We start from the raw sequence: 24000 nt of genomic DNA, 5'->3' as shown, positions 1-24000 counted from the left end.
ACACCGCTGTCGCCACCTGTTACGGGAATCCCACATTTAAATGAAAACCTCTATAGTTGCCAAACTGGAAGCGCTGCAGGAGCGCCACGAAGAAGTGGAAGCGATGCTGGGCGATGCTGGCGTGATCGCCGATCAGGAGCGTTTCCGTGCGCTGTCACGCGAATATGCGCAGCTGACCGACGTGAGCCGTTGTTTCCGCGACTGGCAGCAGGTGCAGGACGATATCGACACCGCGCAGCAGATGCTGGATGACCCGGAAATGCGCGACATGGCGCAGGAAGAGTTACAGGAAGCGCGCGAGAAGAGCGACGCGCTCGAGCAACAATTGCAGGTTCTGCTGCTGCCGAAAGATCCCGATGATGAGCGCGCCTGTTTTGTCGAAGTGCGCGCCGGCACCGGCGGCGATGAAGCCGCCATTTTTGCCGGCGATCTGTTCCGCATGTACAGCCGCTACGCGGAAGCGCGTCGCTGGCGCGTAGAGATCGTCAGCGCCAACGAAGGCGAGCACGGTGGCTACAAAGAGGTGATTGCCCGTATTACCGGTGACGGTGCCTATGGCCGCATGAAGTTTGAGTCGGGCGGACACCGCGTGCAGCGCGTGCCGGAAACTGAATCTCAGGGCCGTATCCACACCTCCGCCTGTACCGTCGCCGTGATGCCAGAAATTCCGGAAGCGGAACTGCCGGAGATTAACGCCGGGGATCTGAAAATCGATACCTTCCGCTCATCCGGCGCAGGCGGTCAGCACGTTAACACCACCGATTCTGCGATCCGTATTACCCACCTGCCAACCGGCATCGTGGTGGAGTGTCAGGACGAACGTTCCCAGCATAAAAACAAAGCCAAAGCGCTGGCGGTACTGGGGTCGCGTATCCACGCCGCAGAGATGGCCCGTCGTCAGGCCGCCGAAGCCAGCACCCGCCGCAACCTGTTAGGCAGCGGTGACCGTTCCGACCGTATCCGCACCTATAACTTCCCGCAGGGTCGCGTCACCGATCACCGCATCAACCTGACCATCTACCGTCTGGACGAGGTGATGGAAGGCAGGATCGACAGCCTGATTGAGCCGATCGTGCAGGAGTACCAGGCGGATCAGCTGGCGGCGCTGGCTGGTCAGGATTGATGGATATTCGTCACTGGCTGAAACAGGCTGTCGCCACGCTCTGCGGCGGTGACAGCCCTAAGCGTGACGCTGAGATCCTGTTAGGCTTCGTGACCGGCAAATCCCGCAGCTGGTTAATCGCCTTTGATGAAACGGTGCTCAGTCCCGCGCAGCTCGCGCAGCTGGAGAGCCTGCTGGCGCGTCGCGCCCGCGGTGAGCCGGTGGCGCATCTGGTGGGCGAGCGCGAGTTCTGGTCGCTGCCTCTGCGGGTCAATGACGCCACGCTGATCCCGCGTCCCGATACCGAGCTGCTGGTGGAAGAGGCGCTGCGCCATCTGCCCGCAACCCCGGCGACCATTCTGGATATGGGCACCGGCACCGGTGCGATTGCGCTGGCGCTGGCCAGCGAGCGGCCCGACTGTGAGGTGACCGGCGTTGACCGGATCCCCGCCGCGGTAGCGCTGGCCGCGAGCAACGCGCAGCATCTCAGCCTGCGCAACACCCGCTTCCTGCTCAGCCACTGGTTCCAGGCGCTGCCGCCGCAGCGGTTTACCCTCATTGTCAGTAACCCCCCCTATATTGACGCCAGCGATGTTCATCTGGAGCAGGGCGATGTGCGGTTTGAACCGCGCAGCGCACTGGTGGCGGAGGAGGCGGGACTGGCGGATCTGCGCACACTTATCGAACAGGCGCCCGAATGGCTGCTGCCGGATGGCTGGCTGCTGCTGGAACATGGCTGGCAGCAGGGCGAGGCAGTGGCTGCGCTGATGCGCCAGGCCGGTTATACCGCCGTGGAAACCGTTCAGGATTACGGCGGCAATCCGCGCGTGACCCTGGGTCAGTTTCGCCTGTTAACGCGCGCTGAAAAGGATTCATAATGGCCGCCTTTTATCCCCTGATCAAAAATCTGCACCTGGCGACGGTGTGGATCACCGTGACGCTGTTCCTGCTGCGTTTTTACTGGCTGCGACAGGGGTCGGCGATGCTGACCCGCCGCTGGGTGCGCATTCTGCCGCACGCCAACGACACGCTGCTGCTGGTGACCGGCGTTCTGCTGGTGCTGATAACGCACTTCTATCCCTTCACACCGCAAGGAAGCTGGCTGACGGAGAAGCTTTTAGCGGTTATCATCTACATCGCCTTAGGATTTGTGGCATTGCGTCGCCGTCCACGTACTGATCGCACCCGATGGATCGCTTTTCTGATCGCGTTAATCGCTCTGGTGACCATTATTACGCTGGCGCTGACCAAAATGCCGTTATGGGGATAGCATGACCTCGACCGAAGAATTAGATTTCAGCCAGATACCGCTGTGTGAAGCGGTAATTGGCGCCACGCTTGCCATCCGGGCCGATTTCCCGGCGCTGTCGGTGGAAGCACAACTTGCGGCATTAGTGGCCGAAGCCCGTGACTACGTCAGCCATACCGAAGATGCCGACCTGCAGCTCGAAAAGCTGCTGGAGCTGTTTTATCGTCAGTGGGGCTTTGGCGGCGCCAGCGGCGTCTACAACCTCTCGGATGCGCTCTGGATCGACAATGTGCTGAAGACCCGGCAGGGCACCGCGGTGTCACTCGGCGTTATCCTGCTGCACATCGCTGCCGAGCTGGATCTGCCGCTGATGCCGGTGATCTTCCCGACGCAGCTGATTCTGCGCGCCGACTGGATCGATGGCGATAAGTGGATGATTAACCCGTTCAATGGCGAAACGCTCGACCGGCACACGCTGGAAGTGTGGCTCAAGGGCAACATCAGCCCGACGGCGCGCCTGTATGACGACGATCTCGACGAAGCCAAAACCGTCACCGTGATGCGTAAAATGCTCGACACGCTGAAAGCGGCGCTGATGGAAGAGAAGAAGATGGAGCTGGCGCTGAACGTCAGTCAGGTGCTGCTGCGCATCGATCCTGACGATCCCTACGAAATCCGCGATCGCGGTTTGATCTACGCGCAGCTGGAGTGCGAGCATATCGCCCTGAATGATTTAAACTACTTCGTTGAGCAGTGTCCTGAAGACCCGGTCAGCGAAATGATCAAAGTTCAGATTCACGCAATCGAACAAAAACAGGTCACGCTGCACTAAGCGGACCCCCAGAAAAGGAAAGGGCATGACACAGAAAGTCGTGAGTATTGGCGAGATCAACGTAGCAAACGATCTGCCATTTGTGCTGTTTGGCGGAATGAACGTGCTGGAGTCGCGCGACCTGGCGATGCGCATCTGCGAACACTACGTCACCGTCACCACTAAACTCGGTATTCCTTACGTTTTCAAAGCCTCTTTTGACAAGGCGAACCGCTCCTCGATTCACTCTTACCGTGGCCCGGGCCTGGAAGAGGGGATGAAGATTTTCCAGGAGCTGAAGCAGACCTTCGGCGTAAAAATTATCACCGACGTACACGAAGCTGCGCAGGCGCAGCCGGTTTCTGAGGTGGTGGATGTGATCCAACTGCCCGCCTTCCTGGCGCGTCAGACCGATCTGGTGGAAGCGATGGCGAAAACCGGCGCGGTCATCAACGTCAAGAAGCCGCAGTTCGTCAGCCCTGGCCAGATGGGTAACATCGTGGACAAGTTCGCTGAAGGCGGCAACGAGAAAGTGATCCTGTGCGACCGCGGCAGCAACTTCGGTTACGACAATCTGGTTGTCGATATGCTCGGCTTCAACGTGATGAAGAAAGTCACCAAAAACAGCCCGGTGATCTTCGATGTGACCCACGCGCTGCAGACCCGCGATCCCTTTGGCGCGGCCTCAGGCGGTCGTCGTGCGCAGGTGGCTGAGCTGGCGCGTGCCGGTATGGCCGTTGGCATCGCTGGCCTGTTTATCGAAGCGCATCCGGACCCGGACCACGCCCTGTGCGACGGCCCGTCCGCGCTGCCGCTGGATAAGCTGGAGCCGTTCCTGGTGCAGATGAAAGCGATTGACGATCTGGTCAAGCGCTTCCCGGAACTCGATACCAGCAAGTAAACGCTGCGGTAAAAAAAAGAGCGAGAAATCGCTCTTTTTTTTCGTCTGTGGCCGGCGGGCTCTAGAGCATGATGGTCATCAGATAACCAATGAACAGCGCCAGATGCGCGGCACCGTTCAGCACATTGGTGCGTCCGGTGGAGAAGGAGATCTGACAGAGGATGAGCGACGCCATCATAATCACCATCTGCGGCGGCTCCAGCCCGAAGATAAGCTCCTGTCCGGTCAGGGTCGCGATGATGGTCACCGCCGGAACGGTGAGCGAGATGGTCGCCAGCACCGAACCGAAGAAGAGGTTCATCGCACGCTGCACCTGATTCATCAGCACGGCCTTGATCGCCCCCAGACCCTCTGGTGAGAGGATCAGCAGCGCGACCAGGAAGCCGGTAAACTGCGCCGGGGCATTCATCTCGGTCAGCAGGCTTTCCAGCGTATTGGCATTCATTTTGGTCACGGTTATGACCGCAATCAGGTGAACGATCAGCCAGACGGTGTGCCAGACGCTGCTGTGCGCGGAAGGCTTGCCATGATGCGGGTCGCCGTCATCACTCTCATCTTCATGCTCGTAAACAAACAGGCTCTGATGGGTTTTGGTCTGGATCAGCAGGAAGACGCCATACATCGCCGCAGAAATGGCGGCAATCAGCAGCGCCTGCGTGATGGAGAAGTTGCCGCCCGGCAGCGCATTCGGAAACACCAGCACCAGAATCGCCAGCGGGAAGATCGCAATCAGATACTGTTTTACGCCCGCCAGATTCACGTACTGCGTCGCAAATTTATTACCGCCCAGCAGCAGCGCAAAGCCTACCAGCCCGCCGGTTACAATCATCACGATCGAATAGAGGGTGTCGCGCATCAGGCCGGGCGCGGCGTCACCGGTCGCCATCAGCGCCGAGATCAGACTCACTTCCAGAATCACGACGGAGAGGCTCAGGATCAGGGAGCCGTAGGGTTCGCCAAGCCGGTGCGCCAGGACATCTGCGTGGCGCACGACGCTGAATGCGCTGCTCAGAATGGCAATCAGCGCCACGATGTTGATGCCGACCACGACAGGGAATGAGGTGTCAGCACCAAAGAAATAGAGTATCCCCAGCGTGATAATGGGGAGTATCAGCGAGAACTCCTTGTGACGTGTTTTTTCATGTGAAGGCATTCACCATCCTCTCTGGTTAATGATTATCCGGACACAGCGGATGCTGCTGTTAAAAATATAATCAGTTTCAGGGTAGTCCGCAGTTTAACTTTTCACCGCCCCGGACGGGAGAAATTTACTACTTTTTACTTAAGCAGCATAACAGGATAAAGCGGGATTAACCTGATGTTATCTCAATTATTGCAAGGATAATCAGCAGAGAACCACTTTGCCTTTCTCAACAATCCGCCATTAAACCCCGCAGAAAACCCGTTCTGATAGTGAGTTGTCCGGGCTAAAGCGCATTTTTCTGCTTAAGTGACGATAAATCGGGGTTTGCAATCTGCCGGGCCTGCGCCAGGCTTAGCAGGAATCCATGACACAGGAGCCGATATGCCTTACTCAAACCGCAGTGAGTTACCCGACAGCGTTCAGCACGTTCTGCCCGCCCACGCTCAGGATATCTATCAGCAGGCCTTTAACAGTGCCTGGGACCAGTACAAAGAGGCGGAGGATCGTCGCGGCGACGACTCCCGGGAGGAGGTGGCCCACAAGGTAGCCTGGTCCGCCGTGAAAAAAGAGTATGAAAAAGGGGACGATGATAAGTGGCACCGCAAAACCTAATCGGCCGCTAGCCGCAAAACCCTAAAGGGCCAGGCATATCTGGCCCTTTTTTACGTCTGCGCTATCAGGATTATCTGGTTTTTTTTAACCTGCGACCGGAATCACGCTTGAAACCCCGCGCGTAAATAGATTACTGTCGATTAATGAACAAAACGCTGTGCCGTTTTGGCGATCATGTTACAGGAGCTTTTCGCAGGACGCTGTTGGAGTTGAGGAGGTCGCATTGCTTACCCGGGAATTTCTATTAAAAGCGGATTGTAAAACGTCGTTCGGGGATATCGAAGAGACGCTGCTCTGGAGTTGCGAGCAGCGTGCGGCCTCACTGGCAGCCACCCTGGCCTGTCGTCCCGATCACAGCCCGGTATGGATCTTTGGTTACGGCTCGCTGATGTGGAATCCGATTTTCGAGGCGGATGAGGTGGCCTCTGGCGCGCTGGAGGGCTGGCACCGCGCGTTCTGCCTGCGGCTGATTGCCGGCCGCGGCACCGCCGCGCACCCTGGCCGGATGCTGGCGCTGAAGCAGGGCGGACGCACCACGGGTCTGGCGTTCCGTCTGCCGGAGGCGCGGCTGCAGGAAGAACTGATGCTGCTGTGGAAACGCGAAATGATCACCGGCTGCTATCTGCCGACGTGGTGTGCGCTGCAGCTGGAAGATGGCCGCAGCGTGACGGCGCTGACCTTTATTATGGACCCGCGCCATCCGCTCTATGAATCGGACGCCTGCCCGGAGGCGATAGCGCCACTGATCGCGGCGGCCAGCGGCCCGCTCGGCACAAACGCGCAGTATCTGTTTGCGCTGGAGGAGGAGCTGACCCGGCGCGGTATGCAGGAGGAGAGTCTGAGCCGTCTGGCGCAGCAGGTGCGGACGCTGCAGCAGGCCTGGCCAAAGCAGGCCTGAGCAGGTTCAGAGCAGCAGGGCGCGACCGGGTCGCGCCCTTTTTCGTTCCGGCAATCAGTTACCCGGATTAATCAGCCAGGTGCCGGGCTTGTCGATCGTCAGGGACTGGGTGTGCGTCTGGCTGCCGTTGCTGACATCGATCTTATACTGTCCCGCCGCCAGGTTCAGTGCCGCAAAGCCGCTGCTGCCGGGTTTGAGCTCGACCGGCTGTCCGTTCAGCACCACGCTCTCGCCGCTGGCAAGTTTAAGGTAGACGGTGGCCAGCGCCGCTGGCACGGCCGCCGCCTGGGGCGCGGCTGCCGGCGTCTGCGCCGCCGCCGGGCGGGCATTCACCTGCTCCGGTGCGGCAGCCGGGCGGTTAGTCAGCCAGACGGTGACGCCCACCGCCAGTACCGCCACGGCCGCCAGGGCCAGTAAGCCCGGCGACAGCCGCCGCACCGCGCGCGGCGTCACCGGTTCGGCCGACGCAGAAGCCGGATTCATCGCCATCACCACCGGCGCGGTCACCTCTGCAGGCTCCTCAACCGGCAGCACGGTCGGCTCGCCAGGCACCGGGAAACTGTTCACTACCGCCTCGACGTCGCTGACGGGCAGATCGGTGAGCGCGGCAAAGGCGTCAATTGTCTGCGGGCGATCGCCGGGTTTCATCGCCAGCGCGCAGTCGATGGCATGCAGCAGCGGCAGGGAATAGCCCTCTGGCTGGCGTTCTGTCAGCGGCTGATAGTTATCCTCAATGCAGCGCACCACGCTGACCGGCGGAGGATTGCCGGTGATCAGGCTATGCAGCACCGCGCCCAGGGCGTAGATGTCGGTCCACGGCCCCTGTTCCACCTCACCCTCTTCGCTGTACTGCTCAATCGGCGCAAAACCGGGTTTGAGCATGATTTCCGTTTCGTCGGAGAGGTTGCCAATTTCCTTGCGCGCCGAGCCGAAATCGAGCAGCACCGGCAGCTGGTTCTCCTGAATCTGGATATTATCGAGAGAGATATCGCGATGCAGATAGCCCGCCTGGTGGATGGTGCTGATTGCGCCCAGCAGGGGCGGCAGCAGGCGACGGATCCAGGCTTCCGGGATCGACGCCGGGCTGGTGAGCTGCCACTCTTTCAGCGTCATCCCGCTGTAATAGAGCGTACCCATATAGGCGGTGCCATTCTGCTCCCAGAAGCGCAGCACATGCAGCAGGCCGGGATGATTAAAGCGGGCCAGCAGACGGGCTTCCTGAATAAAACTGTTCAGTCCGGCATTAAACAGCTTCTGGAAACGCTCACCGCGCAGCTCCAGCGTCAGGTCAGCGGCACGGACCGCCAGCGAAACCGGCATATACTCCTTGATGGCAATCGTGCGTTCGAGCTGGTGATCCCAGGCACGATAGACGATGCCAAAGCCGCCGCCGCCAATCACTTCTTTGATCTCAAACTCGTTAAAACGGTATCCGTCAGGCAGGGCATTCGGAACGGTTTTCGGATTATCATTTGCCGACATAGTGAACTCTCTGTACACGGCCTGCTCGCCAGGCTGCGCGGTAATTAATTGATGTTACGCCAGGCACCGATAGCGGGATCGGCCAGATCCGCGTGCAGGGTGTCGATAAGTAACACATTCACTTTTTGCTGTGGCATGAAGTAGGGCGCCCACTGACTGCGCAACGTATCGACTCGTGATTTCACAGCGTCAGCATCCTGCTGCGCAGCATTCTTATCCATTTTGATCAACAGGGCACCGTTGAAGCGCCAGACGTGTTGCCGGGTATCAAAGGGCAGGACCAGCCAGCTGTCAGCCGCGTCTGCGCGTCTGACGATCATACGCTGGTTATTCGCGGCGATGACCTCCAGTTGACTGTCCGGAATGTTCAGGTTGGCGATGGGATAGCCCTGATAGAAGGTCACAGCCACCGGCGTGCTCTGTTCCGGGGTCGCCAGCATCAGCTCACTTTTACCCTCAGCCCAGCCATCCGGCGAACACTGCTGCTTGCTGACGTCCGGAATAAACAGGGTGTGGGCATGTTCATCCCAGGCGGTGCGGAAATGGCAGCCGCTGGGGAGATCAAAATGTTGCAGCGGCGTGCTGTCCGCAGGCCGCGACAGATCGAGCGGCGCGGCATTCGCTGCGCTGGCGCTGGCGGTAGCATCGGCCATCACGATAGGCCGCCAGTTCTGCAGTTTGCTGGCGCTGCCGCTGGCCAGTACGCCGCCCTCTTTATTGGTCATCTGCCAGGGCAGCTCATCGAGCAGGCCGCACTGATTCGCCAGCAGCGTGCCGACACGGGGCAAAAAGGTGGTCAGCACCGATGAATCCTTGCTTTTGCCGGAGACGATGCGCAGCGGCAGCGTCTCTTTACACCAGTCATCAGGCGCTTTGCTCACCACGTTGTCGATGTAGACCTCCAGCGCCAGGCTGGGGGAGTAGACGACACGATAATTTTCAGCCTGGGCGTGAAAGGCAATCAGCAGAGTCATGATGCCGGGCAACCACAGTTTCATAAGGATCCTTGGAATCAAAATCGAGGCGGCAGGAAGCGCGCCGAATCAGCCAGTGAATAGAGCAGGGTGGCCTCTTCCGGCTCACCAATCCAGACCGCCAGGGCGCTGAGATTGTCTTTTTTTACCGTGCGGCTGACCGCCTGTTCCATCAGGGCCAGCCACTCTTCGCAGGCATTGACCATGCGCAGCGCCTGCTCCATTTCACCGCTGGACAGGTTCAGCCAGAAACCATCGGTGCAGACCAGAAAGGCATCGCCATCTTCCAGCGCAATCTCCTGCGAGAAGCTCACTAAGCGAGGCGGCTCAGCGCCGAGCGCATTATAAAGTAAATTACTGTTAATGCCGGTATTTTCATAGCCCGCTTCTTTCAGCTGCTGCGCCAGGCTGTGGTCGCGGGTGACCTCATGCAGCACGCCACGCCGGAAGTGATAAACCCGGCTATCACCGGCATGCGCCCACCATGCGCGCTGTTTTTCGCGGTCGATAAACAGGGCCGCCAGCGTGGTGCTCATACGCGAATATTTCGGATTTTTACCCTGCTCCTCGTGCAGCACGACGCGGCAATGTTCAATCGCCTGATGGGTGCGTTCCGGCGTGAAGTCGTCGTACGCCTGGAGCTGACTCATCAGCGTGTCACGCACCAGCTGCGCAGCCCTCTCGCCGCCGGGCAGCCCCGCGACGCCGTCGCAGACCACGAAGCAGGCTTTACGCTCATCCAGTCCGGCGCCTGTACGATCCTGATTCTCATCACGCAGCCCCTGCTGGCAGCGGCTGGCAAAAACGATCTTCATGTTTCATCTACCCGCGTCTGAGAGTCTTTATACTGATTGACCTCCATGTCATAGGCATGAAGAAAGGCTTCGCCAAACAGCGTGTGGAAATCGTCTTCGATCTCGCCGGCCGTTCGCTGATAGTTACGGATGAAGTAGTCCCACATCGCCGCTTTTTTCACGGTGGAGAAGGGCAGTTTCGACACCACGCCATCGGCGCGCGCCTGCTCCTCCAGCCGCTGCGGATTAAAGGATTGCAGCATCGCCGCAATAATGGCGCGGATTCCGGCAATCATTCCCAGCTGGTGGGCCTGCAGGTCCACCAGCGCATCGCGTACCGCCTGTTCCGGCGGCATAAAGCCAGGCATCTGGCTCTGATACATCTGCATCAGCACGGTTTTGCCGGAGGGCAGGATCTTGAACGGGTTATTCGCCTCGTTCAGGATCATCGTCATGTCCGCTTTCACGCCGCGTTTGAGGATGGATCGCGACGAGAGCAGCGCCACGGTGCCCTGTGAAAAGAGGCTTAACATCCGGCCGGTGATGCGCATCTGCTCTTCATCCACCGGCGTGGCGTGACCGTTGCTCAGCCCCATGCCATCCAGCAGGGCCGCAATGAGCCGATCCTGGTCCACCGGCTGCGCCGTCAGCGCCCGGCGCGGCTCACTGGCCTGCGGATCAATCGCCAGCCTGGCGTCGGTATGGCGCTCATGGCGCGAGGGGGGCGTCTCGCTGACCAGCAGCGACGGCTCGACCTCGTGATGTTCGTGAATGCCCAGCGGATTAGCCGGTTCGGCGCTGTTACCGGCAAACAGCGCCAGCGGATCGCTCTGCGCGTTCTGGCAGGCGGGATCGCGTACTTCCAGGGCGTAGTCGCCGATCCGCAGCGCATCGCCATGCTTCAGCAGCACCTGCATCCCGCGCCCCAGCGTCAGGCCGTTGTGTTCCACCGGCGTGACGCTGCCCTGATTAGTCAGGCGACACTCGCCGTCATGCGACAGGTGAACCAGCGCCTGCAGCCGCGAGATCGCGCGTGTCTCATCCGGCAGCACCAGATCGTTGTCCTGACTGCGGCCAATGGTGCCGCCAGGGGGCTGAAACGCGACGCTTCTGACCGGAACATCCGTAGTGCATTGCACAATGGTAAATTGCATGAGTTATCCCAGATTAGACGGCAAACGCATCCGGCCTCACTCGAACATCGGAGGATAGAGGCCATTACGCCCCGGCTGTGAACCCGCAGCCGGGTTAAACAGTAACGAAAACAGTTGCGCCGTGAGGTTGCCGCTATGCTTGTGGGTCGCATGGACAAAGCCATCACTGCGGTTACTCCACCAGTAGCTCATATGCTGCTGTGGATCGAAACGTTCAGCCACTTCACGCCAGCTCAGCGTACAGGGCAGATCCTGAAAACCAATCACATCCATGATCTCGGACGGCTTGCGTGCGGGCACCATCAGCGGCGGCAGGGCCTGGATCTGCTGTTCCAGCTGCTCACCGTTCAGCGGCGTCTGCACCGCCTGCAACAGCGTCGCACCCAGATCCTGAAACCAGTCGCCGGAGATGGTCAGCTGAGCAGGATGCCACTGCGCCAGCGAAAAACTGTGCAGGGCCAGCAGCGGCCAGGCGCGGCCCACGCGGTCGCACGAGGGCAGCAGGCAGCCCATCTGTATCTGCGGCCGGGTCGCGGTCACCGGCAGAACAAAGTTCCACACCGGCGCGTGAAGAAAGTTCGCGCTGAAGGACCAGGCCTGCTGATGCCAGTGCATCAATCCCTGCTGGAACCAGTGGTTCCACGGGCCGATCTGCTGTTCGCTCAGCCGGCGATGCAGAAAGTCACCGGTCGACGGCAGCTTGCCATACCAGCCGGGGGCCGTGTAAGCCGCCATATTCACCTCACCATGACTCGCTATGCGGGGTCGGCTGCGCCGCCGTATGGGCTGGCGTCACGGCCAGCACCGCGCCGGACTGACCCGCGATGTTCAGATTCTCAGCCAGCTTGCGCATCATCAGGGCATTATCCCGCGCATAAGGCGACGACTGTATCTGCTGATCCAGCAGCTGGCTGAGATGCCAGTCGAGCTGTTGCAGATCGCGGGCGCTGACCGAGTCGGGCAGGCTTCGCTGCAGATTCTGCAGCAGCCAGGCCCGCAAAAATTCGCCATCATAATTTCGCGGCTGATAGAGCATCTGATAAGCGCGCAGCGCATTGCGGCTGTAGGCATTATCATCGCCCGGATCGTTGCGCAGGATGTTTGTAATCTGCTGAGCAACCCGCGGCAGCAGCAGAGACTTAAGCGCATTTTGATAAAGCACCCAGGCAGCATCGCTGACCTGGCTGCCGCGATATAAGCCAGCCCGCATAGTAAGCGGCGGATTATCGAGAGAAAAACGTTCCGACAGCGGCAGCTTCACCAGGTTATTCAGAAAGGGTAGCAGATCAAAAATATTATCAGCAGGCTGATGAATCACCTGCTGACTCTGCGTGCGGATAGCCGGTATGCGCGCGGCGACCTGCTGCAGATAGTGCTGGTTCTGATAGTAGCTGAGGCTCCAGAGGCCGGAGGCGATCAGCAGCGCCCCGGCCAGCACGCCATAGCCTATCCAGTGGAAGAGCTGGTTACGGTACTCCCAGCGACGGTTGCTGCCCGCCAGGCCGCTCTCCCTGAATATCAGGTTGCTCAGCAGATCGCGGATAAAGAAGCTCTGACCCTTGTTGCCGGGGATGGGGCTGTTGCGGTTTACGCTGTCCCAGGCGGCGATTGAGTGTTCGCCCGCCTGGCGGAGTTGCAGCTTGCGGCTCAGTTCACCCATGACCCGATCAAACGGCAGACCTTCCTGGGTGCCGCTGGTGAAGAAGAGGCCACGCGGGCTCCAGGCGACGGCATCCTGATGATCGGAGAAGACGATATCCAGGTATTCGTTCAGCAGCGGACGCAGCGAGGCGAACTCCTGCGGGAAGAGGAAGCACTCGGCGCGCTCGTTGAGGTCGCGCTCCTGCGTCATCTGCTCCGCCAGTTGCTCCTGCAGCTGCTGTTCCAGCCGCTGGAACTGCTGACCAAAGTGGCGATGCCAGTCATCTTTGTGCGGCTTCGCCGGTTCCCGGTTGAAGGTGAAGCCCCAGATTGCGTCACGCCGCGCCTTATCAATCGCGCCGAAGTAGCTCATAAAGCCTTTGAGCAGGTCGGTTTTGGTCACCATCACATACACCGGGAAGTGGATGCCGGTCTGCTGATGGAGTTCCGCCATGCGTTCACGCAGCGCGCTGGCCTGGGCGAAGCGCGCCTCGGCCGAGTCACTCAGCAGGTCGGCCACGCTGATGGTCATGATGACGCCGTTGATCGGCTGGCGGGTGCGGTAGCGTTTAAGCAGGTTGATGAAGGTGTGCCACTCCGCCGCATCGCGCACGCGCTGGCTCTCCTGCAGCGCATAGCGACCGGCGGTATCGATCAGCACCGCGCTGTCCGTAAACCACCAGTCGCAGTTGCGGGTGCCGCCGACGCCACGAACGGCGGTTTTCCCCAGCGTGTCGGTCAGCGGGAAGTCGAGACCGGCGTTAAACAGGGCGGTCGTTTTACCGGCACCCGGCGCGCCCATGACCAGATACCAGGGCAGCTGATAGAGGTAGCTGGCGTTAACGCGTGAGAGGAGGCTGCCGCTGTGCCGACGGCCAAACTGGGTCCGTTTGAGCTGCAACACCGCTTCGCTGAAGCGCTGATTGAGCCGCTCTGCCGTGATCTGACGTTCTGCCGGGTCGTCATTGCCGCTGACCTCAAGCTGCGTCAGCAGGCGGCTGTTGAACCAGGCGCGATAAAGTGACGGAATCAGCTGGAACAGGATCCAGAGAAAGTAGAGTGCGCCGACGGTGAGCTGGCGCGGCAGTACCGACTCCAGCGGGCGCGATTCGCCCCATGACCAGAATGGCCCGAGCATCCAGACCAGGCAGCTCAGCGCCGTGACGCCAATAAAGCTCCACAGCAGGCGATGTGTCAGCAGCAGGCGAAGGGAAGCGCGCATTTATTGTGCTCCTTGATGATTACTGAGCGTTTCAGGCGCGGCAAACAGGGTGATCTCAACGCGGCGGTTGCGGGTACGGTTTTCGCTGCTGTCGTTGGGCAGGAGCGGATCGCTGTCGCCACGGCCTTCGGATCGCACCGTATGGCCGTCAGCCAGTTGCAGCTGGAGCAACTGGGTGATGGCGCGGGCGCGGGCAAAGGAGAATTCGTAGCTGGAGGCAAAGCGGCTGTTATCCACCGGGTGATCGTCCGTGAAGACCGAGACCAGAATGGTGCCTTTGACATCTTTCATCGCGGCGGAGACGCGGGCGATAAGCGCGCGGCCCACCGGATTGATGACCGTGCCCTGTTCGGCAAAGAGTTTGTCGGCCGGGATGATCACTTTGCTGCCGAAGGCGCCATCGCTGACTTCGAGCTGTCCGGCGGCAATGACGTCGTTCAGGCGCTGGCGCAGGTCGAGCAGCGCCTGCGGAGAAGAGGGACGGCGGCCAGCGGTGATCTGCGGCAGCGGCATCTGATAGAGCGTGCGCAGCAGCGGTTCGGCTGCGTTGCCGAGCCGCCAGTTGAGGCCGCTGTAAATCAGGCAGCCGATCAGCGCAACCAGCATGGCACAGGCCCACAGCGGCACCATCGGGCGGGCGAGGGTGCTGACCAGCGGATGTACCTCCACCAGCGGCGGCTGTGGCGTCTGGCGCTGGGCGCGTGTCTCATCGATCAGGGTTTTAAGGCGTTTGCGGATGCCTTCGCACTGGATGCGGCCATTTTCACTGCCACGATAACGGCCTTCATAGCCCAGCAGCAGGCAGTACTGCACCACCTCCAGCAGCCAGAGGTGCTGTTGCGGGCTTTGTGAAATGCGTGAGAGCAGCTGGAAGAATTTTTCGCCGCCCCAGCTTTCGTTGTGAAAGGTGACCAGCATGCCGTTGCCTGACCAGACGCCACGCGTGCCCCAGGGGGTTTGTGCCGCCGCTTCATCCAGCGCGCTACAGATGCAGTAACGTGCGCCGATAATCATTTCAAACGGCAGCCCGGCCTGTTTGCAGCGTTGTTCAAACTGGCGGATTTCATCAATCAGCGACTGGCGCAGCCCTGCAGGGTCGTCATGCGTGGCTGCCTGACGAATCTGCACCACCGCGTTCAGCAGTGGCGCGGCAGCCTGCAGTAAGAGATTCTCATTGCCTGAGGGAGGCGCTTCACGCGCCGGAGATTCCACAGTCATTAATTCGTGATCTTCCAGCCAATGGCAAATCCCTGTACCCGCAGACCGGGACAGTGCTGCGGGCAATATGCGCCGGATTTCATAATCAGTCTAAGATCCAGGTCGCGGTATCGTTCGTCCGACAGGCTTTGCTGGCGCCGCCCACGGCGACACAGACTTGTTTCGCTTTGCGCGGTCGGGGGCGATCGCTCTGCAGGGTGGCATCGTAGCGGCTGCTTTCCACGCCCGCTTTTAACGGAACATAACCAATCAACGGGCCATCGGCCTGGTCAGCAATCGCCAGCCAGTTGTGTTCGACGTTACCTAATACTTCAAAAGGTTTACCCGTTTCGAGATAGCGGACGACTTTGCCGCCGTAGTCAGGCGAGGTCATGACGGAGGCGCCATAGAGTGCGCGCCAGGTCTGGTTGACCGGTTCGAATTCCGTCGGTGCCGCGACAGCGTGTCGATGGACCAGTTTGACGCCGTTAATTTCGCTGGTGACCAGCGTATCATCTGTAACGGGCGGCGGCGGGGCCTTACAGCCTGCCAGGGTAAGCACCGCCAGCAGCGTTAACGCAAGACTCTTTTTCACCATGTTCCTCGTGATCTCATCAAAGTATCTGCATATTGCCAGGCCCGATGCAGGAGACGCTGTTTATCGCGCCGCATCGTGCCGAAATTCTGTAAAAGAAAAAGGTCAGATTACATCAGGATAGTAACGCGATTAGTCTACCTAAGACTTTTGAGAATTCAAACCATTGCACCTGTTGTGAATGCGTGATAGCGGGCACTTTGGCGGCGGGTTTCGGGGTAAGAAAAGCGCCAGCGAATGCGATAGTTAAAGCGAACTGAATGATCGCAGGGACAAACTTGTTCTCAACAGTGTTATGCATTCTGACATGCAATGGATTCAATTGGAAACTATTAAGATTTTCTAATAACTTTCTGGTGAAAAATTTTATCGATTTGAGTTATGAATCTCATAAAAATCAGAATTTACGCGCCTGTTCTGGCCCCCTGTTTTCCAGATAACGGCACGTCTTTTGCTTTAACGGCGTTTTAATGGCGGGGTGAGGTGGATGGCTGAGGCGCGGGCGGGAAGCGCGGTTAAGTGCGTGGAAAGCGCGGTGCGTCGTGCCGGAAAGACCCGCCCGATCGCAAAGGAGTCCCGCCTCCCTGCGGATCGGGCTCGCCATCCCTGGCTCGCACGCTTTGCTCTTCAGGCGGGCCTTTCCTGCCCGCTCGGCGGCGGTGCGGAGTTTAGCCGGTTGTGGGTTTAGGGGCGTGCGGGTAAGTGAGCGGTGAGCGCGGAAAGCGCGGAAAGCGCGGTGCGTCGTGCCGGAAAGACCCGCCTGATCGCAAGGAGTCCCGCCTCTCTGCGGATCGGGCTCGTCATCCCTGGCTTGCACGCTGTGCTCTTCAGGCGGGTCTTTCCTGCCCGCGTGGCGGCGATGCGGAGTTTTGCCGGTTGCGGCTCTGGGAGCGTGCGGTTTTCGCTTCCGCCCCGATCGCCGGTTACTACATTGCCCGCTTCAGCGGCAGAGGTGCCACCAGCACCTTCACGCCCAGTGCTTCAAACGCTTTTACCTGTGCGGCACTGATGCCGCTGTCGGTGATCAGGTAGTGGATGTTGCTCCAGTCACACGGCATCGCAAACATGGAAACCTTGTCGATTTTGCTGGAGTCCGCGACCACATAAACCGTGCTGGCGGAGTTGATCATCGCCAGTTTAACCTTGATGTCGGTTTCACTCGGAAAGCTCAGCCCCAGGCGCGGTGAGATGCAGGCCGTGGCCAGAAAGAGTTTTTCGGCCAGCACATTTTCGAAGAAGCTGGCGGCTTTTTCACCGGAGGTGGAAAGCGTCGGGAATTTAAAGGTGCCGCCGGTCAGCAGGATATTGATCCCCGGCTCGCCGCCCAGTTTCAGGGCGATATTGACCGCCGTCGTGACCACAGAGAGGCGGCGGATATGGCTGATGGCATCCGTGATCGCCGTGGTGGTGGTGCCGGAATCAAAAATCACCGTATCACCATTTTCGATATGCTGCGCCGCCAGTCGGCCAATCGCCTCTTTCTCTTCCAGATGCGTCTGCCGCTCCAGCAGCATCGCGCCGGTGTTCTGCTTACCCGTCATCAGCGTTGCACCACCGTGGTAGCGCTGCACAAAGCCCTGTTTTTGCAGCATACGCAGGTCAGTGCGTAACGTCGCTTCGGTCAGCCCGAAGGTTTCCGTCAGCGCTTTGACCGTCACCGTGCCATCTTCACGGATCATCTCCAGGATTTTCTCGCGGCGTTGCTGCATATCAGCGAACTGCTCACTTTTGCTTTTCAATCGAAATGCTCCCTTTTCCAATCATCTGTCGGGTCGGGCAAATAACCTCTACGGAGCTGAGTTTAACGCGCCGTTTTTGCGAATGCGAGATGGCCGGAGAGGGCTTTCATTTTCGAACGAAAATAAAAAACAGTCAGGCTATTGAATCTCTCACGCTTTTCTGATTGCAGGCGGCAGACTTTATTTGCTTACTGGAAGCCAGATCACGTCTTTTCAACCAGATAAGCCGGGCAGGAAAGCAGATGGTCGAAATTTGATCTGCCCCACACAACGTTTCTTTTCGATAGCATATATTTTTGTTCGAAAATGATTGAATCACTGGCGGCAGCAAAAATCTGAGGGAGAGAGTGGGATGAGTGGTGAATATGACGTAAACCTGCGCTACGGCGTGGATACCGCAATGAATCTGGCCGACAAAGTGGCGGTCGTGACCGGCGGGCTGGGCGGCATCGCCATGGCGACGAATGGGATGTTGCTGGAGAAGGGCGCGCGTCTGGCACTGCTCTATCCGCCGTTTGAGGCGGAGAAGGTCGCCAGCCTGCAGACGGAATTCGACGCCGGACAGGTGCAGTTTATCTGCTGCGACGTCACCGATCCCGCGTCAGTGGAGGCGGCATTCGAGGCGGTGATTTCCCACTATGGCCGGATCGACATACTGGTGAACTGTGCCGGCTACGTGATGCTGCAGCCGGTCGTAGAGACTGACTTCGCCGAATGGCAGAAGCAGATTGCGGTGAATCTCACCGGCCCGTTCCTCTGTTCGCAGGCGGCGGCGCGGCTGATGATCCGGGCAGGCGCGGGCGGCAAAATCATCAATATCGCCTCGCAGGCGGCCTCTATCGCAATTGATAACCACGTCGCTTACACCTCTGCCAAGGCGGGCCTGCTGGGCATGACCAAAGTGATGGCCAAAGAGTTTGCGCCGCACCGGATCAACGTGAATACCCTGTCGCCTACCGTCGTACTGACACCGATGGGCGAGAAGGCCTGGCGCGGCGAGAAGGGGGAGCAGATGAAAAAACTGATCCCGCTGGGTCGCTTTGCCTACACCGATGAGATCGCTGCCGCCGTACTGTTTTTCGCCAGCAACGGCAGCGACATGATCACCGGCGCGGATTTAATGATCGACGGTGGCTTTACCATCTGGTAAGGCCGACTCAACACCCGGGACCCGATACCCTGCCATAACGATAAGAGAGAACATCATGAAAAACCGTACCCTGCTGTGTAGTGCCGTGGCTGCCTGTCTGCTGTCTCAGGCGGCGTTTGCCGCTAAAAAGGGCACCATTATGATTCTGGTTAACTCCCTTGATAATCCCTACTACGCCTCTGAAGCCAAAGGCGCCAATCTCAAAGCGCAGGAGCTGGGCTACAAAACCACGGTGCTGTCGCACGGTGAAGATGTAAAGAAACAGAGTGAACTGATCGACGCGGCTATCGGTAAGAAAGTGCAGGGTATCGTGCTGGACAACGCCGACTCCACCGCCAGCGTCGCGGCGATTAAGAAGGCGAAAGATGCCGGGATTCCGGTGGTGCTGATAAACCGCGAAATCCCGGTGGATGATGTGGCGCTGGCGCAGATCACCCACAACAACTTCCAGGCAGGCTCCGATGTGGCCAACGTCTTTGTGGAGAAGATGGGCGAAAAGGGCAAATACGCCGAACTCGCCTGTAACCTTGCGGACAACAACTGTGTGACCCGTTCGAAATCGTTCCACCAGGTACTGGATCAGTACCCTGACATGCAGAGCGTAGCGCGTCAGGATGCTAAAGGCACCCTGATTGACGGCAAGCGCATCATGGACAGCATCCTGCAGGCGCATCCGGACGTGAAAGGGGTAATCTGCGGCAATGGCCCGGTAGCGCTGGGCGCGATTGCGGCGCTGAAAGCCGCCGGCCGCAATGACGTTATCGTGGTAGGCATTGATGGCAGCAACGATGAGCGCGATGCGGTTAAAGCGGGCACGCTGAAAGCCACGGTCATGTTGCAGGCGCAGGCGATTGCCGCCGAAGGGGTGACCGATCTCGATAACTTCATTCAGAAGGGCGTGAAGCCGGAAAAACAGCGTGTGATGTTCCGCGGCATTCTGATTACCCCGGAAAACGCCAAAGGCGTACAGGACTTTAACTATAAGTCGTAATTAACCGCTGTCGCGCCTGCGTAAGCGGGCGCCAGGGAGAAGAAGATGTCCCGAAGAGTCTGGCTGTCGCTGGTGGTCATGCTGTTGAGCGGCTGCAAAATTGTATCGCAGCAGGAGCTGGCCGACCTGAAAAATCCCCCCAATCCGAAAATGGCTAACATCGACCAGCTCTGGCAACAGAAGCTGGTGCCGCAGATTCAGGCGGAAGCCCGGCCGCTGGCGACGCTGATGACGTCGCTGAAGTCTGCCAAAGATTTTGACGCCGCCTGTCAGCAGTATGGCTACCGCAGCCAGGCGGAAAATCCCTGCGTGTTCAGCGTCTCAGTGCAGGGCGACGTGACGGCTCTCAACACCACGTCGCGCAGCGGAAAGATGACCGTGAAGGATGAATCAGGTGACAGTGTCACTATTCAGACCGGGCCGATCATTCGTGGCACCGCGCTGCGGGATGCCTACCGGGGCGCGAGCTATCAGGACTTCAACGATCAGGTCATGTTTGGTGATTATGGCAAAGCCATCAACCAGCACGCCTCCAGCCTGATGAAGCAGTTCGCGCCAAAAGTGGGCGATAAGGTAAAGGTCACGGGCGTGTTCAGCAGCTGGGACATTCCGCAGCAGCTGCCGGATATCACCCCGGCCGCGATTACCCGGCAATAAGGAGCGGCAGATGCAGAATTCTCAACCGCAGCAATCCGGTGATGTGATCATCGAAACGCGCAACGTGTCGCGTCTCTATCCCGGCGTCACGGCGCTGGATCAGGTCAATTACCGGGTCTACCGCAACAAAGTGAATGTCCTGATCGGGGAGAACGGCGCGGGGAAATCCACCATGATGAAAATGCTGGCGGGGGTGGAAACACCCTCGTCCGGCGAGATCCTGCTGGATGGCAGGGTGGTGTCGCTGAACACCACCCATCAGGCCGAGAAGCATGGGATCAGCATTATTTTTCAGGAGCTGAACCTGTTTCCCAACATGAACGTCATGGACAACATTTTTATCGCCAACGAATTCTTTCAGCGCGGCGTGATCAATGAAAAGTATCAGTACGCGCTGGCGAAGTCGCTGCTGGAGCGGCTGCAGCTGGACGTCGATCCCTATGCGCCGCTGGGCGAGCTGGGTATCGGTCATCAGCAACTGGTGGAGATCGCCCGGGCGCTGTCGAAGGATACGCGGGTGCTGATTATGGATGAGCCCACCAGCGCGCTGAGTCAGTCAGAAGTCAAAGTGCTGTTCAGCGTCATCGACCAGCTGAAACGGCGCGGGGTCACCATTATCTACATCTCGCACCGGCTGGAAGAGCTGATGGAGATTGGCGATCACATCACCATTTTTCGCGACGGCCGCTTTATCAGCGAGCGCGAAGTGCGCGACGCCAGCGTGCCGTGGATCATCGCCCAGATGGTGGGCGACAAGAAAAAGCAGTTCGACTATCAGCCTGCGCCGCAGGGCGAAACGGTGCTGGAGGTCGAGGGCCTCACCGCGCTGCACCAGAACGGGGGCTACAAACTCAACGATGTCACCTTCACGCTGCGGAAAGGTGAGGTGATCGGCATCTATGGCCTGCTGGGGGCCGGACGCACCGAGCTGTTCAAGGGGCTGATTGGGCTAATGCCCTGTCAGTCGGGGCAGGTCCGGCTGGCGGGCAGCAACCTGGCAAAACGTAATTTCCAGCAGCGCCTGAAAAGCGGGCTTGCGCTGGTGCCTGAAGATCGCAAGGGCGAAGGGGTGATTGAGCTGATGTCGATCACCGCCAACATGACGCTTTCCGACTTCAGCCTGCGCGGGTTTCGCCGGGCGCTGGGGCGACTGCATCCGGGGCGGGAGCAGCAGCGGGTCAGCGAAATGATTGGTCACCTGGCGATCAAGGTCAGCGATCCCGAACTGCCCGTGACGTCGCTGAGCGGCGGTAATCAGCAGAAGGTGGTGCTGGGTAAGGCGCTGATGACCGGGCCGCAGGTGGTTCTGCTGGATGAGCCGACGCGCGGCATCGATGTCGGCGCGAAAACGGATGTCTATCACCTGATCGGGAATCTGGCGCAGCAGGGGCTGGCAGTGATGTTCTCCTCCTCCGAGCTGGATGAGGTGATGGCGCTGGCGGACCGCATTCTGGTCATGGCGGATGGCCGGATTACGGCCGATCTGCCCCGCGCGGCGGTGACGCGGGAACACCTGATCGCCGCATCAACCCCGCAGGATTGAGAGCCTGTCTCATGAGGCTGTTTCATTTGTCAGTCTGCAGCAGGGCCGTGCTCACCCGCCTCACGTACTGCCGGTACGTCGGGGTGCGGTGCGCGGTTCCTGCCCGGACTGTCTGCAACCATTATGCCTGGTGGGCCAGGCGCTACGCTGGCCGGAGAATGTCATGAATCAACAATATCTGCTCTATATGTATCTGCTCAAGGCGCGCACCTTCATTGCGTTGCTGATTGTGGTCGGCTTTTTCAGCGTGATGGTGCCGAACTTTCTGACGCCGTCGAACCTGCTGATTATGACGCAGCATGTGGCGATCACCGGCCTGCTGGCGATTGGGATGACGCTGGTGATCCTGACCGGCGGCATCGATCTTTCGGTCGGCGCAGTCGCCGGTATCTGCGGCATGGTCGCGGGTGCGCTGCTGACTAACGGCATTCCGCTCTGGGGCGGCAACACACTGTTCCTCAACGTGCCCGAAGTGATTCTGGTGGTGGCGATCTTTGGCGTGCTGGTGGGACTGATTAACGGCACCGTGATCACCCGGCTGGGCGTGGCCCCCTTTATCTGTACGCTGGGCATGATGTATGTGGCGCGCGGCGCGGCGCTGCTGTTCAACGACGGCGGCACCTACGCCAACCTGGTCGGGCTGCCGGCGCTGGGCAACACCGGTTTTTCGGTGCTGGGTAGTGGCACCGTGCTGGGCGTCTACCTGCCGATCTGGCTGATGCTCGGCTTCCTGCTGCTTGGTCTCTATCTGACGCGCAAAACCCCGCTGGGACGCTATATCTACGCCATCGGCGGCAACGAGTCCGCCGCGCGGCTGGCGGGCGTGCCGATTATCAAGGTGAAGATCTTTGTTTACGCCTTCTCCGGCCTCTGCGCTGGCCTGGTCGGGCTGGTGGTGGCCTCTCAGCTTCAGACCGCGCACCCGATGACCGGCAACATGTTTGAGATGGACGCCATCGGTGCCACCGTTCTGGGGGGCACGGCGCTGGCGGGCGGCCGCGGCCGGGTCTCCGGCTCGATCATCGGCGCGTTCGTTATCGTCTTCCTGGCGGATGGCATGGTGATGATGGGCGTCAGCGATTTCTGGCAGATGGTAATCAAAGGTCTGGTGATCGTGACGGCGGTGGTGATCGACCAGTTCCAGCAGCGGCTGCAAAGCAAAGTGGTGCTGTTGCGTCGCCATGAAAAAAAGCAGCAGGCGGTTCCCCTCACTGATGTCCGTCACAGTTAACAGGAGCGATGATGAGCCACGAACAACCTGAAAAAACCGTCGTGATCACCGGCGCCTGCCGGGGCATCGGTGCCGGCATTGCGGCGCGCTTTGCCCGCGACGGAGCAAAGCTGGTGATGGTTTCAAATGATGATCGGGTCTTCAGCACCGCCGATCACCTCCGGCAGGCGTATGGCAGTGAGATACTGGCCCTGCAGGTCGATGTCACCGACGAAAGCGCCGTGCAGCAGCTCTATCAGCAGGCCTTTGCACGCTTTGGCCGGATCGACGTGTCGATACAGAATGCTGGCGTGATCACCATCGACCGCTTTGACACGATGCCGAAAAGCGATTTTGAGCGCATCCTGGCGGTCAATACCACCGGCGTCTGGCTCTGCTGCCGTGAAGCGGCGAAGTATATGGTGCAGCAGCGCAGCGGCAGCCTGATTAACACCTCCTCCGGTCAGGGGCGGCAGGGCTTTATCTACACGCCGCACTACGCCGCCAGCAAAATGGGGGTGATCGGCATTACCCAGAGTCTGGCGCTGGAGCTGGCACCGTGGAACATCACGGTCAATGCCTTCTGTCCGGGCATCATTGAAAGTGAGATGTGGGACTACAACGATCGCGTCTGGGGCGAAATCCTCAGCAGCGAGGAGAAAACCTATGGCAAAGGGGAACTGATGGCGGAGTGGGTCAAGAACATCCCGCTGAAACGGGCCGGTCAGCCGGAGGATGTCGCCGGGCTGGTCGCGTTTCTGGCCTCTGACGACGCGCGCTACATTACCGGCCAGACGATCAACGTGGATGGCGGGTTAATCTTCTCCTGATCCGCCGTATCCACAGCAGGCCTGCCCGCGGGCAGGCTTTTTTTTTGCCAGACTTTTCTGGTATATGCACAAAATGGCGCGCCTGTCCTGCATCACCGTCACAA

General features: G+C 59.4%; 23 protein-coding genes. 13 read left to right on the top strand and 10 right to left on the bottom strand.

Features of this window, described 5'->3' with window-relative positions:
* Nucleotides 1-40 precede the first annotated feature (40 nt).
* From prfA to kdsA, 5 genes are read left to right on the top strand one after another with little or no spacing between them, the layout of a single operon-like run.
* Nucleotides 41-1123 (top strand): peptide chain release factor 1, encoded by a 1083-nt coding sequence (gene prfA, locus J1C59_RS10675; protein WP_128084707.1) that lies wholly within the window; start codon nucleotides 41-43, stop codon nucleotides 1121-1123.
* Complete coding sequence (gene prmC / locus J1C59_RS10670; protein ID WP_140917071.1) at nucleotides 1123-1980, top strand: peptide chain release factor N(5)-glutamine methyltransferase; 858 nt, start codon at nucleotides 1123-1125, stop codon at nucleotides 1978-1980. The genes prfA and prmC overlap by 1 nt, the downstream gene beginning before the upstream one ends.
* Nucleotides 1980-2372: a SirB2 family protein gene (locus J1C59_RS10665; RefSeq protein WP_128086820.1), complete on the top strand. Its 393-nt coding sequence runs from the start codon at nucleotides 1980-1982 to the stop codon at nucleotides 2370-2372. Before prmC ends, J1C59_RS10665 begins: the two co-directional genes overlap by 1 nt.
* Nucleotide 2373: 1 nt before the next feature.
* Entirely contained in the window at nucleotides 2374-3183 is an 810-nt protein-coding gene (sirB1, locus tag J1C59_RS10660) for an invasion regulator SirB1 (RefSeq protein ID WP_128086819.1), read from the top strand.
* Between the two features lie 25 nt (nucleotides 3184-3208).
* A complete protein-coding gene (kdsA, locus tag J1C59_RS10655) occupies nucleotides 3209-4063 on the top strand; it encodes a 3-deoxy-8-phosphooctulonate synthase (RefSeq protein ID WP_140917070.1) in 855 nt (284 codons plus the stop codon).
* 61 nt (nucleotides 4064-4124) lie between these two features.
* On the opposite strand, the gene chaA is transcribed toward kdsA, so the two are convergent.
* On the bottom strand, nucleotides 4125-5216 hold the full coding sequence (gene chaA / locus J1C59_RS10650) for a sodium-potassium/proton antiporter ChaA (RefSeq protein ID WP_128086818.1): 1092 nt from the start codon (nucleotides 5214-5216) through the stop codon (nucleotides 4125-4127).
* Nucleotides 5217-5588: 372 nt separating this feature from the next.
* On the opposite strand from chaA, the gene chaB reads away from it, so the two are divergent.
* Together chaB and J1C59_RS10640 are read left to right on the top strand one after the other, a co-directional pair.
* Entirely contained in the window at nucleotides 5589-5819 is a 231-nt protein-coding gene (chaB, locus tag J1C59_RS10645) for a putative cation transport regulator ChaB (RefSeq protein WP_111140246.1), read from the top strand.
* Nucleotides 5820-6042: 223 nt separating this feature from the next.
* A complete protein-coding gene (locus J1C59_RS10640; RefSeq protein ID WP_167498259.1) occupies nucleotides 6043-6717 on the top strand; it encodes a gamma-glutamylcyclotransferase in 675 nt (224 codons plus the stop codon).
* A 54-nt stretch (nucleotides 6718-6771) separates the two neighbouring features.
* Here the strand turns inward: J1C59_RS10640 and J1C59_RS10635 are convergent, their stop codons facing one another.
* The 9 genes from J1C59_RS10635 to J1C59_RS10595 all read right to left on the bottom strand — a co-directional run bounded on the left by J1C59_RS10635 (nucleotide 6772) and on the right by J1C59_RS10595 (nucleotide 17515).
* Nucleotides 6772-8199: a serine/threonine protein kinase gene (locus tag J1C59_RS10635; RefSeq protein WP_140917068.1), complete on the bottom strand. Its 1428-nt coding sequence runs from the start codon at nucleotides 8197-8199 to the stop codon at nucleotides 6772-6774.
* A 44-nt stretch (nucleotides 8200-8243) separates the two neighbouring features.
* Nucleotides 8244-9197 (bottom strand): hypothetical protein, encoded by a 954-nt coding sequence (locus J1C59_RS10630; protein ID WP_128086030.1) that lies wholly within the window; start codon nucleotides 9195-9197, stop codon nucleotides 8244-8246.
* Nucleotides 9198-9211: 14 nt separating this feature from the next.
* Nucleotides 9212-9988 (bottom strand): PP2C family protein-serine/threonine phosphatase, encoded by a 777-nt coding sequence (locus tag J1C59_RS10625; RefSeq protein WP_128086029.1) that lies wholly within the window; start codon nucleotides 9986-9988, stop codon nucleotides 9212-9214.
* Nucleotides 9985-11121 (bottom strand): type VI secretion system-associated FHA domain protein TagH, encoded by a 1137-nt coding sequence (gene tagH, locus J1C59_RS10620; RefSeq protein WP_128086028.1) that lies wholly within the window; start codon nucleotides 11119-11121, stop codon nucleotides 9985-9987. Before tagH ends, J1C59_RS10625 begins: the two co-directional genes overlap by 4 nt.
* A gap of 36 nt (nucleotides 11122-11157) precedes the next feature.
* The gene (gene tagF / locus J1C59_RS10615; protein WP_128086027.1) at nucleotides 11158-11856 is read right to left on the bottom strand and encodes a type VI secretion system-associated protein TagF; all 699 of its coding nucleotides are present in this window, start codon (nucleotides 11854-11856) and stop codon (nucleotides 11158-11160) included.
* Between the two features lie 7 nt (nucleotides 11857-11863).
* A complete protein-coding gene (tssM, locus tag J1C59_RS10610; RefSeq protein ID WP_128086026.1) occupies nucleotides 11864-13984 on the bottom strand; it encodes a type VI secretion system membrane subunit TssM in 2121 nt (706 codons plus the stop codon).
* Nucleotides 13985-15202, bottom strand: a complete 1218-nt coding sequence (gene icmH / locus J1C59_RS10605) for a type IVB secretion system protein IcmH/DotU (protein WP_128086025.1) — start codon at nucleotides 15200-15202, stop codon at nucleotides 13985-13987.
* 85 nt (nucleotides 15203-15287) lie between these two features.
* Nucleotides 15288-15779, bottom strand: coding sequence for an SH3 domain-containing protein (locus J1C59_RS10600; protein ID WP_199560011.1), 492 nt, complete (start codon nucleotides 15777-15779; stop codon nucleotides 15288-15290).
* Between the two features lie 923 nt (nucleotides 15780-16702).
* Nucleotides 16703-17515 carry a DeoR/GlpR family DNA-binding transcription regulator gene (locus tag J1C59_RS10595; protein WP_111140236.1) on the bottom strand — a complete coding sequence of 271 codons (813 nt, stop codon included), beginning with the start codon at nucleotides 17513-17515 and terminating at the stop codon, nucleotides 16703-16705.
* 352 nt (nucleotides 17516-17867) lie between these two features.
* Between J1C59_RS10595 and J1C59_RS10590 the strand changes: the two genes are divergently transcribed.
* The 6 genes from J1C59_RS10590 (at nucleotide 17868) to J1C59_RS10565 (ending at nucleotide 23896) form a co-directional block, all read left to right on the top strand.
* A complete protein-coding gene (locus J1C59_RS10590) occupies nucleotides 17868-18665 on the top strand; it encodes a GolD/DthD family dehydrogenase (protein WP_128086024.1) in 798 nt (265 codons plus the stop codon).
* Nucleotides 18666-18720: 55 nt separating this feature from the next.
* Nucleotides 18721-19656, top strand: a complete 936-nt coding sequence (locus J1C59_RS10585) for a D-ribose ABC transporter substrate-binding protein (protein WP_128086023.1) — start codon at nucleotides 18721-18723, stop codon at nucleotides 19654-19656.
* A 45-nt stretch (nucleotides 19657-19701) separates the two neighbouring features.
* Entirely contained in the window at nucleotides 19702-20313 is a 612-nt protein-coding gene (locus J1C59_RS10580; protein WP_128086022.1) for a DUF2291 family protein, read from the top strand.
* Between the two features lie 10 nt (nucleotides 20314-20323).
* The gene (locus J1C59_RS10575; RefSeq protein WP_128086021.1) at nucleotides 20324-21856 is read left to right on the top strand and encodes a sugar ABC transporter ATP-binding protein; all 1533 of its coding nucleotides are present in this window, start codon (nucleotides 20324-20326) and stop codon (nucleotides 21854-21856) included.
* Nucleotides 21857-22019: 163 nt separating this feature from the next.
* Complete coding sequence (locus tag J1C59_RS10570) at nucleotides 22020-23087, top strand: ABC transporter permease (RefSeq protein ID WP_128086020.1); 1068 nt, start codon at nucleotides 22020-22022, stop codon at nucleotides 23085-23087.
* 11 nt (nucleotides 23088-23098) lie between these two features.
* On the top strand, nucleotides 23099-23896 hold the full coding sequence (locus J1C59_RS10565; protein ID WP_128086019.1) for an SDR family oxidoreductase: 798 nt from the start codon (nucleotides 23099-23101) through the stop codon (nucleotides 23894-23896).
* Nucleotides 23897-24000: the final 104 nt, after the last annotated feature.

Origin of the sequence: Pantoea deleyi (assembly GCF_022647325.1) — a bacterium.
GTDB lineage: Bacteria > Pseudomonadota > Gammaproteobacteria > Enterobacterales > Enterobacteriaceae > Pantoea > Pantoea deleyi.
Note: the sequence above shows the minus strand (reverse complement) of the source record. Positions and strands in the feature narration are given on the sequence as shown.